The sequence below is a fragment of the Enterococcus lactis genome, from assembly GCF_015751045.1.
Lineage (GTDB): Bacteria > Bacillota > Bacilli > Lactobacillales > Enterococcaceae > Enterococcus_B > Enterococcus_B lactis.
Map to the genome: position 1 here is coordinate 57471 of NZ_BNJW01000016.1, position 17790 is coordinate 75260.

At 40.4% G+C, this 17790-nt stretch carries 11 protein-coding genes, 17 tRNA genes, 1 riboswitch and 1 other annotated feature; of the genes, 4 read left to right on the top strand and 24 right to left on the bottom strand.

All coding sequences use genetic code 11. The annotated features are described in order from the left end of the window. Positions 1–137: 137 nt before the first annotated feature. Positions 138–2552: a leucine--tRNA ligase gene (gene leuS, locus KFO35_RS09540; protein WP_156272375.1), complete on the bottom strand. Its 2415-nt coding sequence runs from the start codon at positions 2550–2552 to the stop codon at positions 138–140. A gap of 145 nt (positions 2553–2697) precedes the next feature. Next, positions 2698–2904, bottom strand: a binding site (T-box leader). Positions 2905–2973: 69 nt separating this feature from the next. Continuing rightward, positions 2974–4980 carry a LysM peptidoglycan-binding domain-containing protein gene (locus KFO35_RS09545; protein ID WP_002316102.1) on the bottom strand — a complete coding sequence of 669 codons (2007 nt, stop codon included), beginning with the start codon at positions 4978–4980 and terminating at the stop codon, positions 2974–2976. A 369-nt stretch (positions 4981–5349) separates the two neighbouring features. Between KFO35_RS09545 and KFO35_RS09550 the strand changes: the two genes are divergently transcribed. Genes KFO35_RS09550 through mnmM form a run of 3 tightly spaced genes read left to right on the top strand, consistent with a single transcriptional unit; the run spans position 5350 to position 7528 of the window. Then, positions 5350–6006 (top strand): phosphatase PAP2 family protein, encoded by a 657-nt coding sequence (locus tag KFO35_RS09550; RefSeq protein WP_002316101.1) that lies wholly within the window; start codon positions 5350–5352, stop codon positions 6004–6006. Then, on the top strand, positions 6006–6962 hold the full coding sequence (gene mnmL, locus KFO35_RS09555; protein WP_002285909.1) for a tRNA modification radical SAM protein MnmL/YtqA: 957 nt from the start codon (positions 6006–6008) through the stop codon (positions 6960–6962). Before KFO35_RS09550 ends, mnmL begins: the two co-directional genes overlap by 1 nt. Beyond that, complete coding sequence (gene mnmM, locus KFO35_RS09560) at positions 6962–7528, top strand: tRNA 5-(aminomethyl)-2-thiouridylate-methyltransferase MnmM (RefSeq protein WP_002292250.1); 567 nt, start codon at positions 6962–6964, stop codon at positions 7526–7528. The genes mnmL and mnmM overlap by 1 nt, the downstream gene beginning before the upstream one ends. A gap of 204 nt (positions 7529–7732) precedes the next feature. Here mnmM and KFO35_RS09565 read toward each other — a convergent pair whose 3' ends face one another. Together KFO35_RS09565 and KFO35_RS09570 are read right to left on the bottom strand one after the other, a co-directional pair. Further along, entirely contained in the window at positions 7733–9502 is a 1770-nt protein-coding gene (locus tag KFO35_RS09565; RefSeq protein WP_070704475.1) for an ABC transporter ATP-binding protein, read from the bottom strand. 2 nt (positions 9503–9504) lie between these two features. Next, a complete protein-coding gene (locus KFO35_RS09570; RefSeq protein WP_002316098.1) occupies positions 9505–11217 on the bottom strand; it encodes an ABC transporter ATP-binding protein in 1713 nt (570 codons plus the stop codon). 114 nt (positions 11218–11331) lie between these two features. On the opposite strand from KFO35_RS09570, the gene KFO35_RS09575 reads away from it, so the two are divergent. After that, complete coding sequence (locus tag KFO35_RS09575) at positions 11332–11997, top strand: TetR family transcriptional regulator (RefSeq protein ID WP_070704472.1); 666 nt, start codon at positions 11332–11334, stop codon at positions 11995–11997. Positions 11998–12066: 69 nt separating this feature from the next. Here the strand turns inward: KFO35_RS09575 and KFO35_RS09580 are convergent, their stop codons facing one another. The 20 genes from KFO35_RS09580 to KFO35_RS09675 all read right to left on the bottom strand — a co-directional run bounded on the left by KFO35_RS09580 (position 12067) and on the right by KFO35_RS09675 (position 17731). Beyond that, a complete protein-coding gene (locus tag KFO35_RS09580; RefSeq protein WP_002316096.1) occupies positions 12067–12855 on the bottom strand; it encodes an alpha/beta hydrolase in 789 nt (262 codons plus the stop codon). Positions 12856–12937: 82 nt separating this feature from the next. After that, positions 12938–14410 (bottom strand): MDR family MFS transporter, encoded by a 1473-nt coding sequence (locus KFO35_RS09585; RefSeq protein WP_156272377.1) that lies wholly within the window; start codon positions 14408–14410, stop codon positions 12938–12940. A gap of 130 nt (positions 14411–14540) precedes the next feature. Continuing rightward, positions 14541–15734, bottom strand: a complete 1194-nt coding sequence (gene metK, locus KFO35_RS09590; protein ID WP_002316094.1) for a methionine adenosyltransferase — start codon at positions 15732–15734, stop codon at positions 14541–14543. Continuing rightward, a riboswitch (SMK box riboswitch) is annotated at positions 15732–15811 on the bottom strand. (Overlaps the previous gene by 3 nt.) Positions 15812–15997: 186 nt before the next feature. Next, positions 15998–16069, bottom strand: a tRNA-Glu gene (locus tag KFO35_RS09595). An 11-nt stretch (positions 16070–16080) separates the two neighbouring features. Beyond that, positions 16081–16154: transfer RNA gene (locus KFO35_RS09600), tRNA-Ile, on the bottom strand. A gap of 123 nt (positions 16155–16277) precedes the next feature. Next, positions 16278–16350: transfer RNA gene (locus KFO35_RS09605), tRNA-Asp, on the bottom strand. 19 nt (positions 16351–16369) lie between these two features. Continuing rightward, positions 16370–16443 (bottom strand) — tRNA-Met (locus KFO35_RS09610). 11 nt (positions 16444–16454) lie between these two features. After that, a tRNA-Ser gene (locus tag KFO35_RS09615) sits at positions 16455–16544 on the bottom strand. A 23-nt stretch (positions 16545–16567) separates the two neighbouring features. Continuing rightward, a tRNA-Glu gene (locus KFO35_RS09620) sits at positions 16568–16639 on the bottom strand. Between the two features lie 21 nt (positions 16640–16660). Then, positions 16661–16748: transfer RNA gene (locus tag KFO35_RS09625), tRNA-Ser, on the bottom strand. Positions 16749–16781: 33 nt separating this feature from the next. After that, positions 16782–16855, bottom strand: a tRNA-Ile gene (locus KFO35_RS09630). 12 nt (positions 16856–16867) lie between these two features. Next, a tRNA-Gly gene (locus tag KFO35_RS09635) sits at positions 16868–16933 on the bottom strand. A 66-nt stretch (positions 16934–16999) separates the two neighbouring features. After that, positions 17000–17073 (bottom strand) — tRNA-Met (locus KFO35_RS09640). Between the two features lie 12 nt (positions 17074–17085). Then, positions 17086–17175, bottom strand: a tRNA-Ser gene (locus KFO35_RS09645). Positions 17176–17198: 23 nt separating this feature from the next. Beyond that, positions 17199–17272: transfer RNA gene (locus KFO35_RS09650), tRNA-Ile, on the bottom strand. Positions 17273–17285: 13 nt separating this feature from the next. Next, positions 17286–17359 (bottom strand) — tRNA-Met (locus KFO35_RS09655). A gap of 27 nt (positions 17360–17386) precedes the next feature. Then, a tRNA-Ala gene (locus KFO35_RS09660) sits at positions 17387–17459 on the bottom strand. Positions 17460–17478: 19 nt separating this feature from the next. Beyond that, positions 17479–17552 (bottom strand) — tRNA-Pro (locus tag KFO35_RS09665). Positions 17553–17561: 9 nt separating this feature from the next. After that, positions 17562–17635 (bottom strand) — tRNA-Arg (locus KFO35_RS09670). A 10-nt stretch (positions 17636–17645) separates the two neighbouring features. Beyond that, positions 17646–17731: transfer RNA gene (locus KFO35_RS09675), tRNA-Leu, on the bottom strand. Positions 17732–17790 lie beyond the last annotated feature (59 nt).

Consider the following 17790-nt stretch of genomic DNA (forward strand, 5'->3'; position numbering starts at 1 on the left):
AGTCAACTATGACAGGTTGTAAATACTATGGAACATCATATGACGTTGTTATTTTCTTGTCAACTATTTTCCCTATTCATGTTTTTTTACAAAAAAACAGCTGACAGAGATTCTGCCAACTGCTTTTATCAGGTTATTTAATTAGCAACGATATTGACTAACTTGTTTGGTACCACAATAATTTTTCTGACTGTTTTGCCTTCGATATATTCTTGCATTGTTTCATTGGCTAATGCTACTTTTTCTAGCTCATCTTTCCCTAAGTCTCGGGGAACATTGCTTTTCGCACGAACTTTACCGTTTACTTGGAAAACAACTTCTACTTCGTCTTCCACAAGTGCTGCTTCGTCGTATGTTGGCCATGGTGCGTAAGAAATACCACCATCATTTCCAAGGATTGCCCATAGTTCTTCACCCATGTGAGGAGCAATCGGTGCGAGTAGTTGAACAAATCCTTCGATATATTCATAAGGCAGAGCGTCCACTTTATAGGCTTCATTGATAAAGACCATCAATTGGGAGATTGCTGTATTGAAATGAAGATTTTCATAGTCTTCTGTCACTTTTTTCACTGTTTGATGGTACACTTTATCAAGTTTGCCGTCATTCAATGTAGTGATACGATCACGCATTTTATTGTTTTCATCAACGATCAAACGCCATACACGATCCAAGAATTTACGGCTTCCTTCTAAGCCATTTTCGCTCCAAGCAATCGAAGCGTCTAATGGTCCCATGAACATTTCGTACATGCGCAGTGTATCTGCACCGTAAGTTTCAACCACATCATCAGGATTGACTACATTACCGCGAGATTTTGACATTTTTTCGTTGTTTTCGCCTAAGATCATTCCTTGATTGTACAGTTTTTGGAATGGTTCTTTTGTAGGAACAACACCGATATCGTATAAGAATTTATGCCAGAATCGTGCATATAGTAAATGAAGTACCGCATGTTCTGCTCCACCAATGTAGATGTCAACTGGTAGCCAGCGCTTCAACTTTTCATAATCTGCTAGTTCTTTTTTGTTATGAGGGTCGATATAACGCAGGTAATACCATGAGCTTCCTGCCCATTGTGGCATTGTATTCGTTTCGCGACGGCCTTTTTTACCTGTTACAGGATCAACGACATTGACCCACTCCTCAATATTTGCTAATGGAGATTCTCCAGTACCGCTTGGCTTGATATTTTTTGTCTTAGGCAAACGTAATGGTAGCTCTTCTTCTGGGACAGCTGTGACTGTTCCGTCTTCCCAGTGGATGATTGGGATTGGTTCACCCCAGTAACGTTGACGGGAGAATAGCCAGTCACGTAAGCGATAGCTGACTTCTTTTTTCCCTACGCCATTTTCTTCTAGCCATTCATTCATTTTGTCGATTGCTTCTTGTTTGTTCATATCGTCTAAAAATTCAGAGTTGATGTGTATACCATCTTCTGTGTAAGCAGCTTTTTGAACATCTCCACCTTCGATAACTGGAAGAATCTCTAGTCCGAAAGTTTGAGCGAATTCAAAGTCACGTTCATCATGTGCTGGAACAGCCATGATTGCTCCTGTGCCGTAAGAAGCTAATACATAATCAGCGATCCAGATTGGGATTTCTTTGCCATTGACTGGATTGATTGCGTAAGCACCAGTAAATACTCCTGTTTTTTCTTTTGCAAGATCTGTTCTCTTCAGATCTGATTTTTTCGCTGTCTCTTCGATATAAGCTTCTACAGCAGCTTTTTGTTCAGGAGTCGTAATTTCTCTAACAAGATCTAGTTCAGGTGCAAGAACCGAGTAAGTTGCACCGAATAAAGTATCTGGTCGTGTCGTAAACACGGTATAGGATTTATCCGTACCAGCCACTTTAAATTCAATATTTGCTCCCACTGAACGCCCGATCCAATTTCTTTGCATTTCCTTGATGCTTTCTGGCCAGTCAACTAGTTCTAGATCATCCAATAAGCGATCGGCATAAGCAGTGATTTTCAGCATCCATTGGCGCATTGGTTTTCTGACTACGTCATAGCCACCACGTTCACTTTTTCCATCGATCACTTCTTCATTTGAAATAACTGTTCCTAATTCAGGTACCCAGTTTACCGCTACTTCTGCTTCATAAGCCAGGCCTTTTTCATAAAGCTTCGTAAAGATCCATTGTGTCCATTTGTAATACTCTGGATCAGTTGTATTCACTTCGCGATTCCAGTCATAACTAAATCCTAAAGAATTGATTTGGCGTCGGAATGTTTCGATATTTTTTTGGGTAAATTCAGCCGGATCGTTTCCTGTATCTAACGCATATTGCTCAGCAGGTAGACCGAATGCATCCCACCCCATTGGATGCAGTACGTTGTATCCTTGACTTCTTTTCACACGGGAAAGGATATCCGTTGCCGTATACCCTTCAGGATGCCCTACATGGAGCCCTTGTCCGGATGGATAGGGAAACATATCTAGTGCATAAAATTTTGGTTTTTCAGGATCATCATGGGTGTTGAAGGTATTCGTTTTTGCCCAGTATTTTTGCCATTTTTTCTCTATTTCTTTATGATTGTAACTCATTTTCTGTCCTCCTGTTCTATTAAAAACGCTTGTTTCTATTATAGCGAAAAAAACCGGCAGAATCTGTTTCTTTTTGTTTTCTTTTACTTTGTTTTCTCAAACTTCACAAAAGAAATAAAAAAATCCTATAAAAAGATTGCTCTTTTTATAGGACGTAATCTACGCGGTACCACCTATTTTTACCTTAATGAAAAGGCCTCGAACGTTGTAACGGCCGTCACCGCCACTTGCTTACTCGAATATTCAGCAAGGGCAACTCAAAGGCGAGTTCAAAAGCATCCGTGCACATTCTCACCAACCATGTGCTCTCTGAAACTTCAGTCTTTTTACTACTTCCTTTTCAAGTGTTGTCATATTTAAGTAGCCTTATAGTAACAAATATTTTTGTGGAATTCAATCGTTATTTCTTTGAACAGCTATTTTATTTAGCTACAATCAATGTTTGACCTGGATAAATAAAGTTGTTTTTGATATTGTTCCATTCGATTAGTTGAGCCATTGTAATACCATGGCTGTCAGCAACACCCCAAACAGATTCTCCAGATTTCACAGTATAGGTTTTCGAACCTGCAGGTGCTTGTTGGTTTGTTGTTTGAGACGAACCTTTCTTCACGATCACTTGTTGTCCAGGATAGATGAAATTATTTTTGATATTATTCCATTCGATCAACTGATCCATCGTGATATGATGTTTGTTCGCTACGCTCCAAACTGACTCGCCTGCTTTCACGGTATACATCGTATTACCAGAGGATGATGTACTTGTTGTAGCAGACGTATTCGGTGTATTTGGTTTCGCTGCCGAAGTAGTTGAACCTGTATTGGTATTTACTGAATTGCCGCCTTTAACGATCAATTGCTGTCCTGGGTAAATAAAGTTGTTTTTGATATTATTCCATTCGATCAGCTGATTCATCGTGATGCCGTTTTTATTCGCTACGCTCCAAACAGATTCACCCGCCTTGACTGTATAAGTGCCTTGAGACGAACTGCTGCCAGTATTAGCTGAGCTGCTGTTATTTGTATTGGCTGACGAACCTGTATTACTTGATGCGCTGTTTGTTGACCCACTGTTTGAAACAGTCAGTTGTTGTCCTGGATAAATAAAGTTATTTTGGATGTTGTTCCATTGGATCAGTTGAGCCATCGTAATTCCATATTTGTTGGAGACACTCCAAACAGAGTCTCCGGCTTTCACTGTGTATTTCGTTCCTGAAGCCGTATTAGAAGAACTTGAATTAGACGAATTTGAACCACTTGTGTTGCCAGTATTTGCTCCAGTATTAGAGGAACCGCCATTTGATACGATCAGCTGTTGTCCTGGATAAACAAAATTATTCTTGATATTGTTCCATTCAATCAATTGAGCCATCGTAATTCCGTGATCGTTTGAGATCTTCCAAACAGAATCGCCAGATTGAACAGTGTATTTCGCCCCAGTTGTTTGTCCTCCGTTTGATGTACCAGCATTTCCTGAAGAATTGGTATTGTTACCAGAATTATTCGTCGAAGAGCCATTTTCTTGGCTACCCTTGATCGTTAGTTTTTGTCCTGGATAAATGAAATTGTTTTGGATATTGTTCCATTGAATCAATTGATCCATTGTAATACCGAATTTATTGGAGATTCCCCAAACAGAATCGCCAGATTGAACAGTATAAGTGGTCGAAGTTGCTGAACCTGAGTTTGTATTACCAGAATTGTTTGAACCGCTAGTACTACCTGTACTTCCAGTATTATTCCCACCTGTAGTAGCTCCACCGCCCGCGTTTCCACTAGCTGGTGTATCATATTGGGTCAATCCGTAAGTCGTGATGATATTATTTAATTTGCTTGCATAACCAGGGTCAGTCGCATAACGACCTGTCAAACAAGCTGTCGCATCTGTATAGGATCTCGTGTTGCTCTTCCAAGTACCGGCATAGTAATAACCGTTGCCAAATGAAGTATTTCTAAGTACATAGGCATTGTCATTGAACGATTCAGCAAAAGAAGGATATTGTCGGAAAGGCTCCTTTTTATTTACCCATTGATTATTTAAAAATTCAAGCGTATCCATGTAGACAGTTTGTCCTTGATAGCTGCCTTTTATCCCAAAAAGATTATAATAAGGTGCTTGCGATAACGCACTACTGCCCCAACCGCTTTCTACAACTGCTTGTGCGATCATCACTGATGCATACAAATCGTTGGCTTGAGCAATTGGCTGCGCATAAGTAGCAATTTCTGTGATAAATGCCGCTGTATTGATTCTTGCGCCGAACTGAACAGGTGTTTCATCCGCTTGAACAGGAACCGGCTGTACTAATGGAGCAGCGACAGAACAGCCTACCATCGCAGTTCCCACGATTGCTGCCCCTCGTTTTGCTTTTCGAAAACGTTTGGTCTGTTCTAAACGTCTCCGTTCTTTTCTTGCAATGTTTTCCATCTTCTATCCTCCAACTTCAATTTATCTATTATTAATAATTATAACTTCTCTTAATATTTATTAAAAGTTATTTAAGAGCTTTGTTGTTTTTTGTAATCATATTGTAATTTACCGTAATGAACAACTTCTGTTCATTTTCAAGTTCTTCCTACGTCTATGTTCTTATTTACAAGGATTTCGAAAAACACTGATTTTATTTCCCTAACATTTCATTTGTATTACCAAAAAATGTCTTTCCGATTACAGTTATTTTTTTCATAAGAATATTAGTTATTCAAAGAGGGATTATACATTGGTTTTATCTCTTTACCGTTTTTTTCGCTGGACCAAAAATGCTATAATAAGTCATTGCTTCAAAGGAGGAATTGTATGAAATACAAAACATCATTTCAAGTGACTGGCAGCTTCTTTCTTGTCCTGTTTTTTATTTTGGGCTGGATCGTAAAGTTTCATCTGTCGTGGCTTTCTGGTTTCGATCAGTGGTTTACAGACATTGTCAGAGCTTCTTATCCTGATCTGAACAGCTACCAACTCTTTATGACTAAATTCGGTAATCCTCTTACCGTCATCATTTTCTTTGCTTGTGCAGCTTTATGGATGTGGTATAAGAAAAAAAGGGCAGAAACAGTTTGGTTCGTTTCTGGATTTATTGTAATTGCTGGAATCATCAACCCGTTGATCAAACTATTTTTCATGCGAGAGCGCCCTTCATTGACACACTTAGTGGTTGAAACAAGTTACAGTTTCCCTAGTGGACATGCAGCAGGCAGTATGATTCTTTACGGCTCTTTCCTATTTCTGCTGCCAGCTTTTGTTCAAAAAAGAACCTTACGTACATTGCTTCAATTGCTGATGGTGTTTATTATAGTAAGTGTCGGGATAAGCCGCATTTATCTGGGTGTTCATTTTCCTACTGATATCATCGGCGGCTACTTACTCAGTCTTTCTTGGCTGTGCCTGACTTATCCAGTGTATAGAGAAAAAAGAAAACAAATAGGTAACTCTTACAGAAAGAAGGACTTTTAATGACTTTTCCTTATTCAGAAGGAAATAAAAGATATCATTCTTGGAATTATGCTTTACGAAATGAGTTTGGCGGGAAAATTTTCAAGGTGCCGATCGATGGAGGGTTCGACTGCCCGAATCGAGATGGGACTGTTGCCCATGGCGGTTGTACTTTTTGCAGTGTATCTGGTTCGGGTGATATGATCGTTGCACCTGAAGATCCACTTCCAATCCAATTCCAGAAAGAAATCGACATGATGCATCAAAAATGGCCTCATGTCCAACAATACATCGTTTATTTCCAAAATTTTACAAACACCCATGCGCCAGTTGAAATAATCAAAGAACGATTTGAGCAAGTAGTCAATTTACCAGGTGTCGTAGGATTATCAGTCGGTACACGACCGGATTGTCTGCCAGATGAAGTAGTTGATTACCTTGCTGAACTGAACGAGCGGATGTATTTATGGGTAGAACTTGGATTGCAAACAACTTTTGAAGAAACTTCAAAACTGATCAACCGAGCACATGATTATCAAACTTATTTAGATGGCGTGGCTAAATTACGCAAACATAATATCCGTGTTTGTACGCATTTGATCAACGGATTACCAGGCGAAAGTTTAGAAATGATGAAAGAAAATGTCAGACGCACTATTTTAGATTCCGATATCCAAGGAATCAAGCTCCATTTGATGCATCTGATGCGCAAAACGAGAATGTTGCGAGACTATCATGAAGGTCGACTTCAATTAATGAGCCGTCCTGACTATGTCAATGTCATTTGCGACCAGCTGGAAATGATACCAAAAGAGATCATCATCCATCGTTTGACAGGGGATGCGCCGTGGGATTCCTTGATTGGACCAATGTGGAGCTTGAAAAAATGGGAAGTCTTGAATGCAATTGATGAAGAACTTCTTCGCAGAGATAGCTTCCAAGGAAAATATGATGTACGGAAAAAGGTGAGTGTCTGATGTTGCAAACTGCTTTGTATTTCAGCCATACATTACTGCAAGAAATCTTGCAACCAGGAGATCACGTCGTAGATGCAACGATGGGCAATGGCCACGATACGGTTTTTCTAGCAGAACACATCGGAAAAACTGGTCATGTCTATAGTTTCGATATCCAGCAACAAGCAATCGATGCTACTCGTGAAAAGCTAGAACAGCATCAGTTAGAAGAACGTGTCTCATTGTTTCTACAAGGCCACGAAACGTTAGGAGAAGTAATAGCTGAACAACAAGATCTTAAAGCAGGGATCTTCAATCTAGGGTATCTCCCAAAAAGTGATAAAGCAATCATCACTATGCCAGAGACTACACGCACAGCTATGGAAGAAATATTGAAACGACTTGTGCCTCGCGGACGATTGATCCTTGTTGTCTACTATGGTCATGAAGGCGGAGAAAAAGAACTGGATATGGTTGATTCTTTTTGTTCCAAACTGCCACAGGAAACATATAATGTGCTGAATTATCGGTTTATCAACCAAAAGAACCAGCCGCCTATTTTATATTGTATTGAGAAAAAAAGATAAATAAAAAACGCAAAACATAAATGATATGTTTTGCGTTTTTTTCTCTAGCACTCAGGTTAGAGCGTTGATTTCACAACCTCTTTATTCACGGTGCTCAAAAGCTTGCATCTGCGGTAATAAGTCCAACCAAATCAAAAACATGAGAAGCTGTTTTTGATTGGCTGTTCTTATTACTTGATGCAGGACAGCTTTTTCACAACCTCTTTATTCAAATACAAATTGATTATGATAAAGTTCCGCATAAAATCCATTTTCTGCTAATAGCTCGTGATGACTGCCTTCTTCAATGACTTCCCCATCACGCAAGACAACGATTCTATCTGCATTCAAGATCGTTTTCAGCCGGTGAGCAATCACAAAACTGGTTCTTCCTTTGATTGCTTCATCCATTGCTTTTTGGATCCTTGCTTCTGTTACCGTGTCTACATTACTTGTTGCTTCATCCAAAATCAATAAAGATGGATTTGTGATGATCGTTCGAGCAATACTGATCAACTGCTTTTGTCCTGTACTGAACAAATTGTTTTCTTCGGATATCTCTGTATCATACCCTTTTTCTAACGTCATGATAAAGTCGTGAATGTTCGCTTGTTTTGCTGCATTGATGATTTCTTCATCTGAAGCATCTGGTTTACCGAATGTGATATTGTCTTTGATGGTGCCAGAGAACAAGACGGATTCTTGCAAAACGATTCCTACATGTCTACGTAATGCATCTAGATCATACTCTCGGATATCTATTCCATCGATTACTACTGACCCATCATTGACATCGTAAAAACGATTCAGCAGATTCATGATCGTCGTTTTCCCAGATCCGGTTGGTCCAACAAGAGCAACCATTTCTCCTTTGTCCACATTGATTGAGACATCTTTCAAGACTAGTTTTTCTGGAGAATAACCAAAATCTACGTGTTGCAAGGCAAGTCCTTGTTCTACTCCATCAAATGCTTTACCGTTTTCTGGTTTGACTTCATCTTTTTCATCAAACATTTCATTTAATCGTCTTGCCCCTGTGATTGCTAATTGGATCATGCTGTACCCAGAAGAAATCTGCATCAATGGTTGGTAGTATTGTTGTGAATATTGGACGAATGTCACAACTAAGCCTAACGCCACCGAACGTTCCAAATCGCCATTCAATGCTAACCAGCCGCCGAAAAAGATAACGATTGCTGTATTGACTAGTGACATTCCTTGCATCATCGGAAATAGTAGGCCAGAATAAGCTTGTCCTTTGAACGTTGCTTCGCGAACACTTTGATTATGTTCTAAGAATCCTTCAATCGTTTCTTCTTGTAAGCCATTTGTGATGATGACACGTTGTCCGCTGATTTTTTCATCCATATAGCCATTCAGTTTTCCCACTTCATCTTGCTGAAGATCCACATATTTTCGCGCTTTTCGAATAATCAAGACAGCTATCAAAATAGCTACTGGAGTAGAAGCAATCGTAGCCCAAGCTAATTCTACATTTTGACGAAACATCATAATCAAGATTCCGACAAGTAAAACAGCATTCGTGATGACTTGAAGCAATGCTTGGTTCAAACTATTTTGAATATTATCTAAGTCACTGGTAAAACGACTTAAAATTTCACCATCTTGATGAGAATCAAAGAAGCGAATCGTCAATTTTTCCAATTTGTTGAATAAACCGATACGCATTCGGTTCGTTGACTTTCCTACTACTTGAGTGAACAAAATACTATAGATAAAGTTGGCTGCACTAGCTAATACATAAAACAACAAGAGTTCCCATATTACAGAAACAAATTTGCTTTTATCATCTACGCCTTGCATCAAGCCACCTACGTAATTTGCTAATTCTTGGAAAGCTTCCCCGATATACTGAGGTGCTTTTACTTGTAGATAGGTAGCAATAATTACTGTGATAAAGATAAAGAAAAAGGAGAGTTTGTACCGCTTCAAATAGTGATAGAAAAATTTACTTGCTTTTATTAAATCAGTCATACTTACTCCTCCGTTCCTTTTTGAGTTTCAAAGATTTCCTGATAGACACGGTTTCCAGCTACCAATTCCTCATGGGTTCCTTCACCGACTAATCTACCTTCATCCAATACTAAGATGCGGTCTGCTTTGACAACAGAAGCAATTTTTTGTGCGATGACGATCGTCGTTGTTCCCTTCAAATCTCGATCAAGTGCTTCTCGGACCAGTTTTTCAGAGCGAGCATCCAATGCACTCGTACTATCATCTAAAATCAAGATCTTTGGATTACCGATAACACCACGAGTAATGGATAGTCGCTGCTTTTGTCCACCAGAAAAATTGCTGCTTCGTTCTTCTACTGGTGCTTCGTAACGATCAGATAGCTTTTCGATGAATTCTTTTGCTTGAGCAATAGAAGAAGCATGTTCCATCTCTTTTTCTGTTGCATTCTTTTTTCCTTGGCGCAAGTTTTGAGCAATCGTTCCTGAGAATAAAATTGCTTTTTGCAAAACAAAGGACACCGTTTCTCTTAAACTCTTTTCATTTACTTGGCGAAGATCTACACCACCTACTTCTACTTTTCCTTCTGTTGGATCAAATAGACGAGGAATCAGCTGTGCTAGTGTGGATTTCCCGGCACCAGTCGCCCCGACGATCCCGACCATTTCTCCAGGTTTGATAGAAAAGCTGATATCTTTAAGCGTATCTGTATCCTCACCAGGATAACGAAAAGAAACATGGTCAAAAGTGACAGAACCCGTCAGCTCTTGTTCTGGAACGTCTAAATAAGTAAGATCTGGTTCAGCATCTAAAATTTCCGCAATCCGCTTCAGCGATACGGCTGCTCTTGAAGTCATCATCATCATCATTCCGCCGATAATGATCGCCATCATGATCTGCATCAAGTAATTCATGAATGAAGCAATTCCACCAATTAATGTAGGATCATCTTTAACAAGATCGCTCACAAAGAAGATCGCCCCAACCACAGCTAAATTGGCAGCCAACATGAAGGACGGGATCATCACAGAAAATAATGTACCGACGATGATGTTGTGTTTTGTTAAGTCCTCACTTACTTTGCTGAATGTCTTCAATTGGTTTTCTTCCTGTACAAATGATTTCACTACACGAATCCCTAGTAAGTTTTCTTTTGCAATGCTATTTACACGATCAATCAGTTTTTGAATGATCATGAAGTGCTTACCCATCCGTGTAAATGAAAGTGCCGTGATAAGAAATACCGTAACGATAAGCGCTACGATGATCCACCACAATTGTGGCATCGTGATCATAGCTAAAATGAAGGCACCAATAAATAAGAATGGAATTCGAAAAAGTGATTGCAAAGAAATCATCACTAAATTTTGGATTTGCGTGATATCATTTGTTAGACGAACAACAAGATTCCCAGCAGAGAACTGTTCGATATTCCCAAATGAAAATGTCTGGATCTTTCGAAAAGCTTCTTCTCGGATATCTGCACTTACGCCCTGAGCTACTTTCGCAGAGAAAATCGTGTTCGTTACACCTGCAGCTAATCCTAGCAAAGCCAGACTGATCAGATAAATACCGATTGTTTTCATTTCATCATTATCTTCTGTAATAATAGCTTCCAATACTTGCTGTAGTAATTTAGGTTGCCATAATGCTGCTGCAACCATGACTGCTACGGACAGCAAGGAAATAAAAACAGCTACTTTATATTTTTTCGCATGTCGTAAGATTAATTTCATTCGTTGATTACACCCCTTTGTTTAAATTGACAGGACTAATTTAACACTGTAAAATTAGACCGACTAACAATTTACCATGTTTAAAAAGATAATGCAATACACGAGGTTGATAAAATGGAAATAAAGCTTTCTCAAGCAATCATCATTCAGGCCGCCTTTGATATCCTGGCTGAAACACAAGCTCTTTCGCAGCTTTCCATGCGAAACATCGCAAACAGAATTCACGTTCAAGCACCTGCTTTATATTGGTATTTCAAAAATAAACAACAGCTTTTGCAGAAAATGGCTGAAACAATGGAAGAAGAATTAGCGCTTCCAGATCCAACTTTGCCCTGGAATGAACAATTGTTGCAGTATATGGAAAATTACTATGACCTTTACACACGTTTTCCTTGTGGGGCAGAATTAGAAATTAATACTGTGCCCGCTTTTCCGAGTCGATTAGAACATTTGGAACAAATGATCCAACTACTTGTTCGTGAAGGATTTTCAGTCACCCAAAGTCATCAGGCCGTTGCCTCTCTCCACAATTTATTGATTGGACAGCTAATGGATCAGCAGCATGAACAACAGCTTCGGCAAAAGATTATGGACGGAAATGAATTTTTGAAAGAAACAGTTCTATTTATGCGTAATTATGTAGTTGAAAATCAATTAGAGGGATTTCAAGAAAGTATGCAGTCCCATGCAGAATTGAATGAAAAAGCACTCTTTCTAACGAGTGCACAAACCTATATTGAAGGTTTATGCCAACAAAATAAAAGAAGAGAAAACAATTGATAAAAAAAGCTCCTATAAAGGTCACCAACAAAGTGATCTCTATAGGAGCTATCTTTTTAAGTCTCTTTTTTACTTTTCTTCCATCAGCCACACCAATGCACGTTGGATCCATTGATCCCAGAAGATCCAATTATGATCGCCCGGTCCTTGTTCAAAGGTGACCGCTAAGCCTTGTTCCTGCATAGCAGATACCATTTCCTGATTTGCTTGATAAAGAAAATCAGATTCCCCACAAGCCATATAAAACCTTGGGACTGGTTTTCCGCTTTTTACTAATTCTTTCAATAAATATTGTGGATCATTCTTTGAACCTTCGATTTGATCCAATGGTCCAAAGATTCCTTCCCAAAAGGCTGCTTTACGAACCATCAAAAGATCATCCATTCGGTTTCCTACAGAAACAGCGCCTGAAAGAGAGATTACTGCTGCGAAATTTTCTGATTTTGCAAGGCCTAGTTTTAATGCGCCATATCCGCCCATCGATAATCCAGCGGCATATGTTTTTTCCCTTTTTCTTGTTAATTGTGGGAATAGTTCATGACAAATCTCAGGTAGCTCTTCTGCAATGAACGTCCAATATTTCATATCATAAACCGTATCTGTGTACCAGCCAAGATCAGTAGATGGCATGATGACAGCTAATCCGTAGTCTGCTACATAACGTTCAATCGACGTACGTCTTTCCCATACACTATGATTGCCACCCATCCCATGAAGTAAATATAAAACAGGTATGTCCGTTGTCGCTTGCTCTGAACTGGTGCCAATCACCTTTTTAGTTGTTTGTGGAAGTATCACATTTAGATTGACTTCCATTTCTAATACATTCGAATAAATATTTGCTTGAATAAATGCCATATTTTCGCCTTCCTTAGTAAGAAGTTATTTTTGAATAACTTTAAATTTGAATGATTCGGCAAAGTACATGTCTCGACCGAAACTACTGTTTTATTTTACCACTTTTTTCATGAACGAGAAGCGTTAATACCAAAGCAATGATCACGAGTAACAAGCCAACTAGATAAACGGAATGTAACCCATCATAAAGAATTTTTCTTAATGGCAATAGAATATCCGCATCGATATATTTAGCCGTTTGTGGATTCACCAGTTTGTTCATGATATCTGTATCATTTGTTAAATTTGCTGCTGCAAGTTCTCGTTTAGTTACCCCATTTAACAATAAACCAAAAATAGAAACCATGACTGTTTGACCAATTGTTCGAACTAACGTATTAAAAGAAGTTGCTACACCAAGCTGATCACGAGATACACTATTTTGTGCACTGACAGTCGAGGTAGTCATGGTCACACCTAAGCCTATACCGATGACCGTTGATATAGCAAAAAACCATAAATAGTTACTTCTGAAAGGCATAAGATACAACCAAGCGCCCCCAATAGCTGCGATTAGTAGTCCAATTCTCAAGACCCAATGAGTTTTCATTTGAGTCATCCACTTGCTTGCAAGGAAAGAACCGACCATCCAGACTAGTGATAATGGTGCTAATACCAACCCGCCAATTGCTGCATTCAGTCCTAATACACCTTGCATCCACATAGGAATATAAACATCGATTCCCATCAAAAAACCACTAGCCAATGCTGCAGCCAAGTTGACCACAACAAATAGTGGATTTTTGAATAAATGCATCATGATGACAGGATCTTTAGCTCTTTTTTCAGCAAAAATAAAAATACCTAACAGTACGATACTACCTAGCAGCAAAGCAGAAACAAGCGGACTCATTCCTTCGTCACCTAATAATTGGAATCCTAACAGCAATGAGACAAGCATGGCCATCAAACTAAAACTACCAAAAATATCCATTGGTTTAGACTCATGTATGATTTTTGGTTCATTTAAATATAGCCAAATAAAAATAATTAATAGAATTCCGATCGGCACATTGATAAAAAAGATCCAGTGCCAGCTGATCGTTTCAACGATGAATCCTCCCGCAAGCGGTCCAAAAACACTGGCAATCCCCCAAGCTGAACTATTCAAACCTAAAACTTTTGCTCGCTTCTCAATAGAATAAAGATCGCCGATGATCGTCAAAGCTACTGGCATCATTGCTCCAGCACCCATCCCTTGAATCGCACGAGCAGCAATCAACCCAATCATGCTTTGAGATAAACCGCAAAATAACGAACCGATAATAAACAATAATGTCCCAAAAATAAAAATTGGTTTCCGTCCCACTTTATCCGCAAGTTTTCCGTAAATCGGAGTAAGCATAGCGTTTGTCAGCAAATAAATCGAAAATACCCAGTTCATGATTTCCATTCCATGTAATGAGCCGACGATCGTTGGCATAGCGGTTGTTACGATTGTTCCTTCAATAGCCGTCATGAACGTTGCAATGAAAACACTCACTGTGACTAAAGCAACATTTGTTTCTTTTTTCATCTTATTCCTCCTTTTTCATCATGACAGGATCTAAAAATAGATAAATACTCACTATCTTTTTCAAGAGGTGCACTGCCATAAAAAAAGCTGGAACAACCACCATTCGGCGATCGTTCCAGCTGAATATAGCTTATTTTGCTAAACTTGCTTTCAATGCATCTACTTTGTCCGTATGTTCCCAAGGCAAATCCACATCTGTACGACCAAAATGACCGTAAGCAGCTGTTTGTTTGTAAATCGGACGACGCAAATCAAGCATCTCGATGATTCCTGCTGGCCGAAGATCGAAGTTTTCTCTCACTGCAGCAATCAATTCTTCTTCCGGAACCGTTCCAGTACCGAAAGTATTGATGGAGATCGAAACAGGTTGAGCAACACCAATCGCATAAGCTAGCTGTACTTCTGCTTTGCGAGCAAGCCCTGCTGCAACGATGTTTTTAGCAATATAACGTGCAGCATAGCTGGCAGAACGGTCAACTTTTGTCGCATCTTTACCAGAAAAAGCACCGCCACCATGACGAGCATAACCGCCATACGTATCAACAATGATCTTTCTTCCTGTTAATCCGGCATCCCCTTGAGGACCACCAATGACAAATCGGCCAGTCGGATTGATATAATATTTTGTTTGATCATCTAATAATTCAGCTGGAATAACTTCCTTCACTACTTTTTCGATGACATCATGACGAATTGTTTCATTATCTACTGCATCATCATGCTGTGTTGAAATAACGATTGTATCTACGCGTTCAGGTTGTCCTTGATCATCATATTCAACTGTGACTTGAGATTTTGCATCTGGACGTAAATACGTTAATTCATTTGATTTACGTAAATCTGCCAAGCGGCGTACCAGACGATGACTCAAAGCGATTGGTAAAGGCATTAATTCCGGTGTTTCATCTACAGCAAAACCAAACATTAACCCTTGGTCGCCAGCACCAATTTCATCTAATACGTCTTTTTTATCTTCATCCCGGATCTCAAGTGCTTCGTCAACTCCTTGAGCAATATCAGAAGATTGTTCATCAATCGCAACCAATACAGCTGCTGTATCTCCATCAAATCCGAATTTTGCACGTGTATAACCAATTTCTTTTATTGTTTCCCGTACGACTTTTTGGATATCTACATATGCCGTCGTAGATATTTCTCCAAATACTAAAACAAGCCCAGTTGTTACAGATGTTTCACACGCTACTCGTGCTGTTGGGTCTTGTTCTAAAATTGCATCCAAGATTGCATCACTGATTTGGTCAGCGATTTTATCTGGATGTCCTTCAGAAACAGATTCTGATGTAAATAAGTGTCTTTCTACCATTATAATGATTCCCCCTAGTTAAATTCGGTTACAAGGCATCTCCGTCCTACGGATCCTTTCGGGAACTTGCAACGAACCAAGTATAGCAGATAAAACAGTTTTCTGCTCGTATTTTTTCATTTTTTTGCTTAAAAAATATAAATATTTTACATTAGATTTATCCAAAAAAGCTTAGCACAATCATCTATAAAGATAACTCTGCTAAGCCTTTTAAAATCATTCTTTCAGATAAAAAGAAAAAGATACTCATCAAGTATCTTCCATGACCCGTACGGGATTCGAACCCGTGTTACCGCCGTGAAAGGGCGGTGTCTTAACCGCTTGACCAACGGGCCAATAAAATAAATGGGCCTAAATGGACTCGAACCATCGACCTCACGCTTATCAGGCGTGCGCTCTAACCAGCTGAGCTATAGGCCCATAAAAACTAAAAGCGGGTGACGAGAATCGAACTCGCGACAACAGCTTGGAAGGCTGTGGTTTTACCACTAAGACACATGGAGCTTCAATCCATTGCTCTACCAACTGAGCTACCGAGCCAAACGGTTCCGACGGGAATCGAACCCGCGATCTCCTGCGTGACAGGCAGGCATGTTAACCCCTACACCACGGAACCAGTGTTTTTAGTTTTTAAATTGCGGGAGCAGGATTTGAACCTACGACCTTCGGGTTATGAGCCCGACGAGCTACCAGACTGCTCCATCCCGCGATAATATGAAAAGGAGGATAAGGGATTCGAACCCTTGCACGGTTTTACCCGCCTGACGGTTTTCAAGACCGTTCCCTTCAGCCGGACTTGGGTAATCCTCCATGTAAAACTATATTGAATTTAATGACCCGTACGGGATTCGAACCCGTGTTACCGCCGTGAAAGGGCGGTGTCTTAACCGCTTGACCAACGGGCCAGGTAAAACAAAATATTGAAACGGAGAAGGAGGGATTTGAACCCTCGCGCCGGTTTCCCGACCTACACCCTTAGCAGGGGCGCCTCTTCAGCCACTTGAGTACTTCCCCAAAACCAATAAGATTTTGTACTATTTGTACTAATGGGCCTAAATGGACTCGAACCATCGACCTCACGCTTATCAGGCGTGCGCTCTAACCAGCTGAGCTATAGGCCCATAAAAACTAAAAGCGGGTGACGAGAATCGAACTCGCGACAACAGCTTGGAAGGCTGTGGTTTTACCACTAAACCCGCGATCTCCTGCGTGACAGGCAGGCATGTTAACCCCTACACCACGGAACCAGTGTTTTTAGTTTTTAATTGCGGGAGCAGGATTTGAACCTACGACCTTCGGGTTATGAGCCCGACGAGCTACCAGACTGCTCCATCCCGCGATAATATGATAAAGGAGGATAAGGGATTCGAACCCTTGCACGGTTTTACCCGCCTGACGGTTTTCAAGACCGTTCCCTTCAGCCGGACTTGGGTAATCCTCCATATGAAACTTACAACGCCACAATGGACCTTGTAGGACTCGAACCTACGACCGGACGGTTATGAGCCGTCTGCTCTAACCAACTGAGCTAAAGGTCCAGGCTCTTAAAAATCGCGGCGGAGGGGATCGAACCCCCGACCTCCCGGGTATGAACCGGACGCTCTAGCCAGCTGAGCTACACCGCGAAAAAGATATTCATTATTTAAATGAAATGGAGCCTAGCGGGATCGAACCGCTGACCTCCTGCGTGCAAAGCAGGCGCTCTCCCAGCTGAGCTAAGGCCCCGTGTTTAAATTTATAATTATCGGGAAGACAGGATTCGAACCTGCGACCCCTTGGTCCCAAACCAAGTGCTCTACCAAGCTGAGCTACTTCCCGTTTAATTAACGCGCCCAAGAGGAGTCGAACCCCTAACCTTTTGATCCGTAGTCAAACACTCTATCCAGTTGAGCTATGGGCGCATATTTGAAATGCCGAGGACCGGAATCGAACCGGTACGGTGATCACTCACCGCAGGATTTTAAGTCCTGTGCGTCTGCCAGTTCCGCCACCCCGGCGCGATTGCTTTGGCAAAGCGGAAAACGGGGTTCGAACCCGCGACCCCCACCTTGGCAAG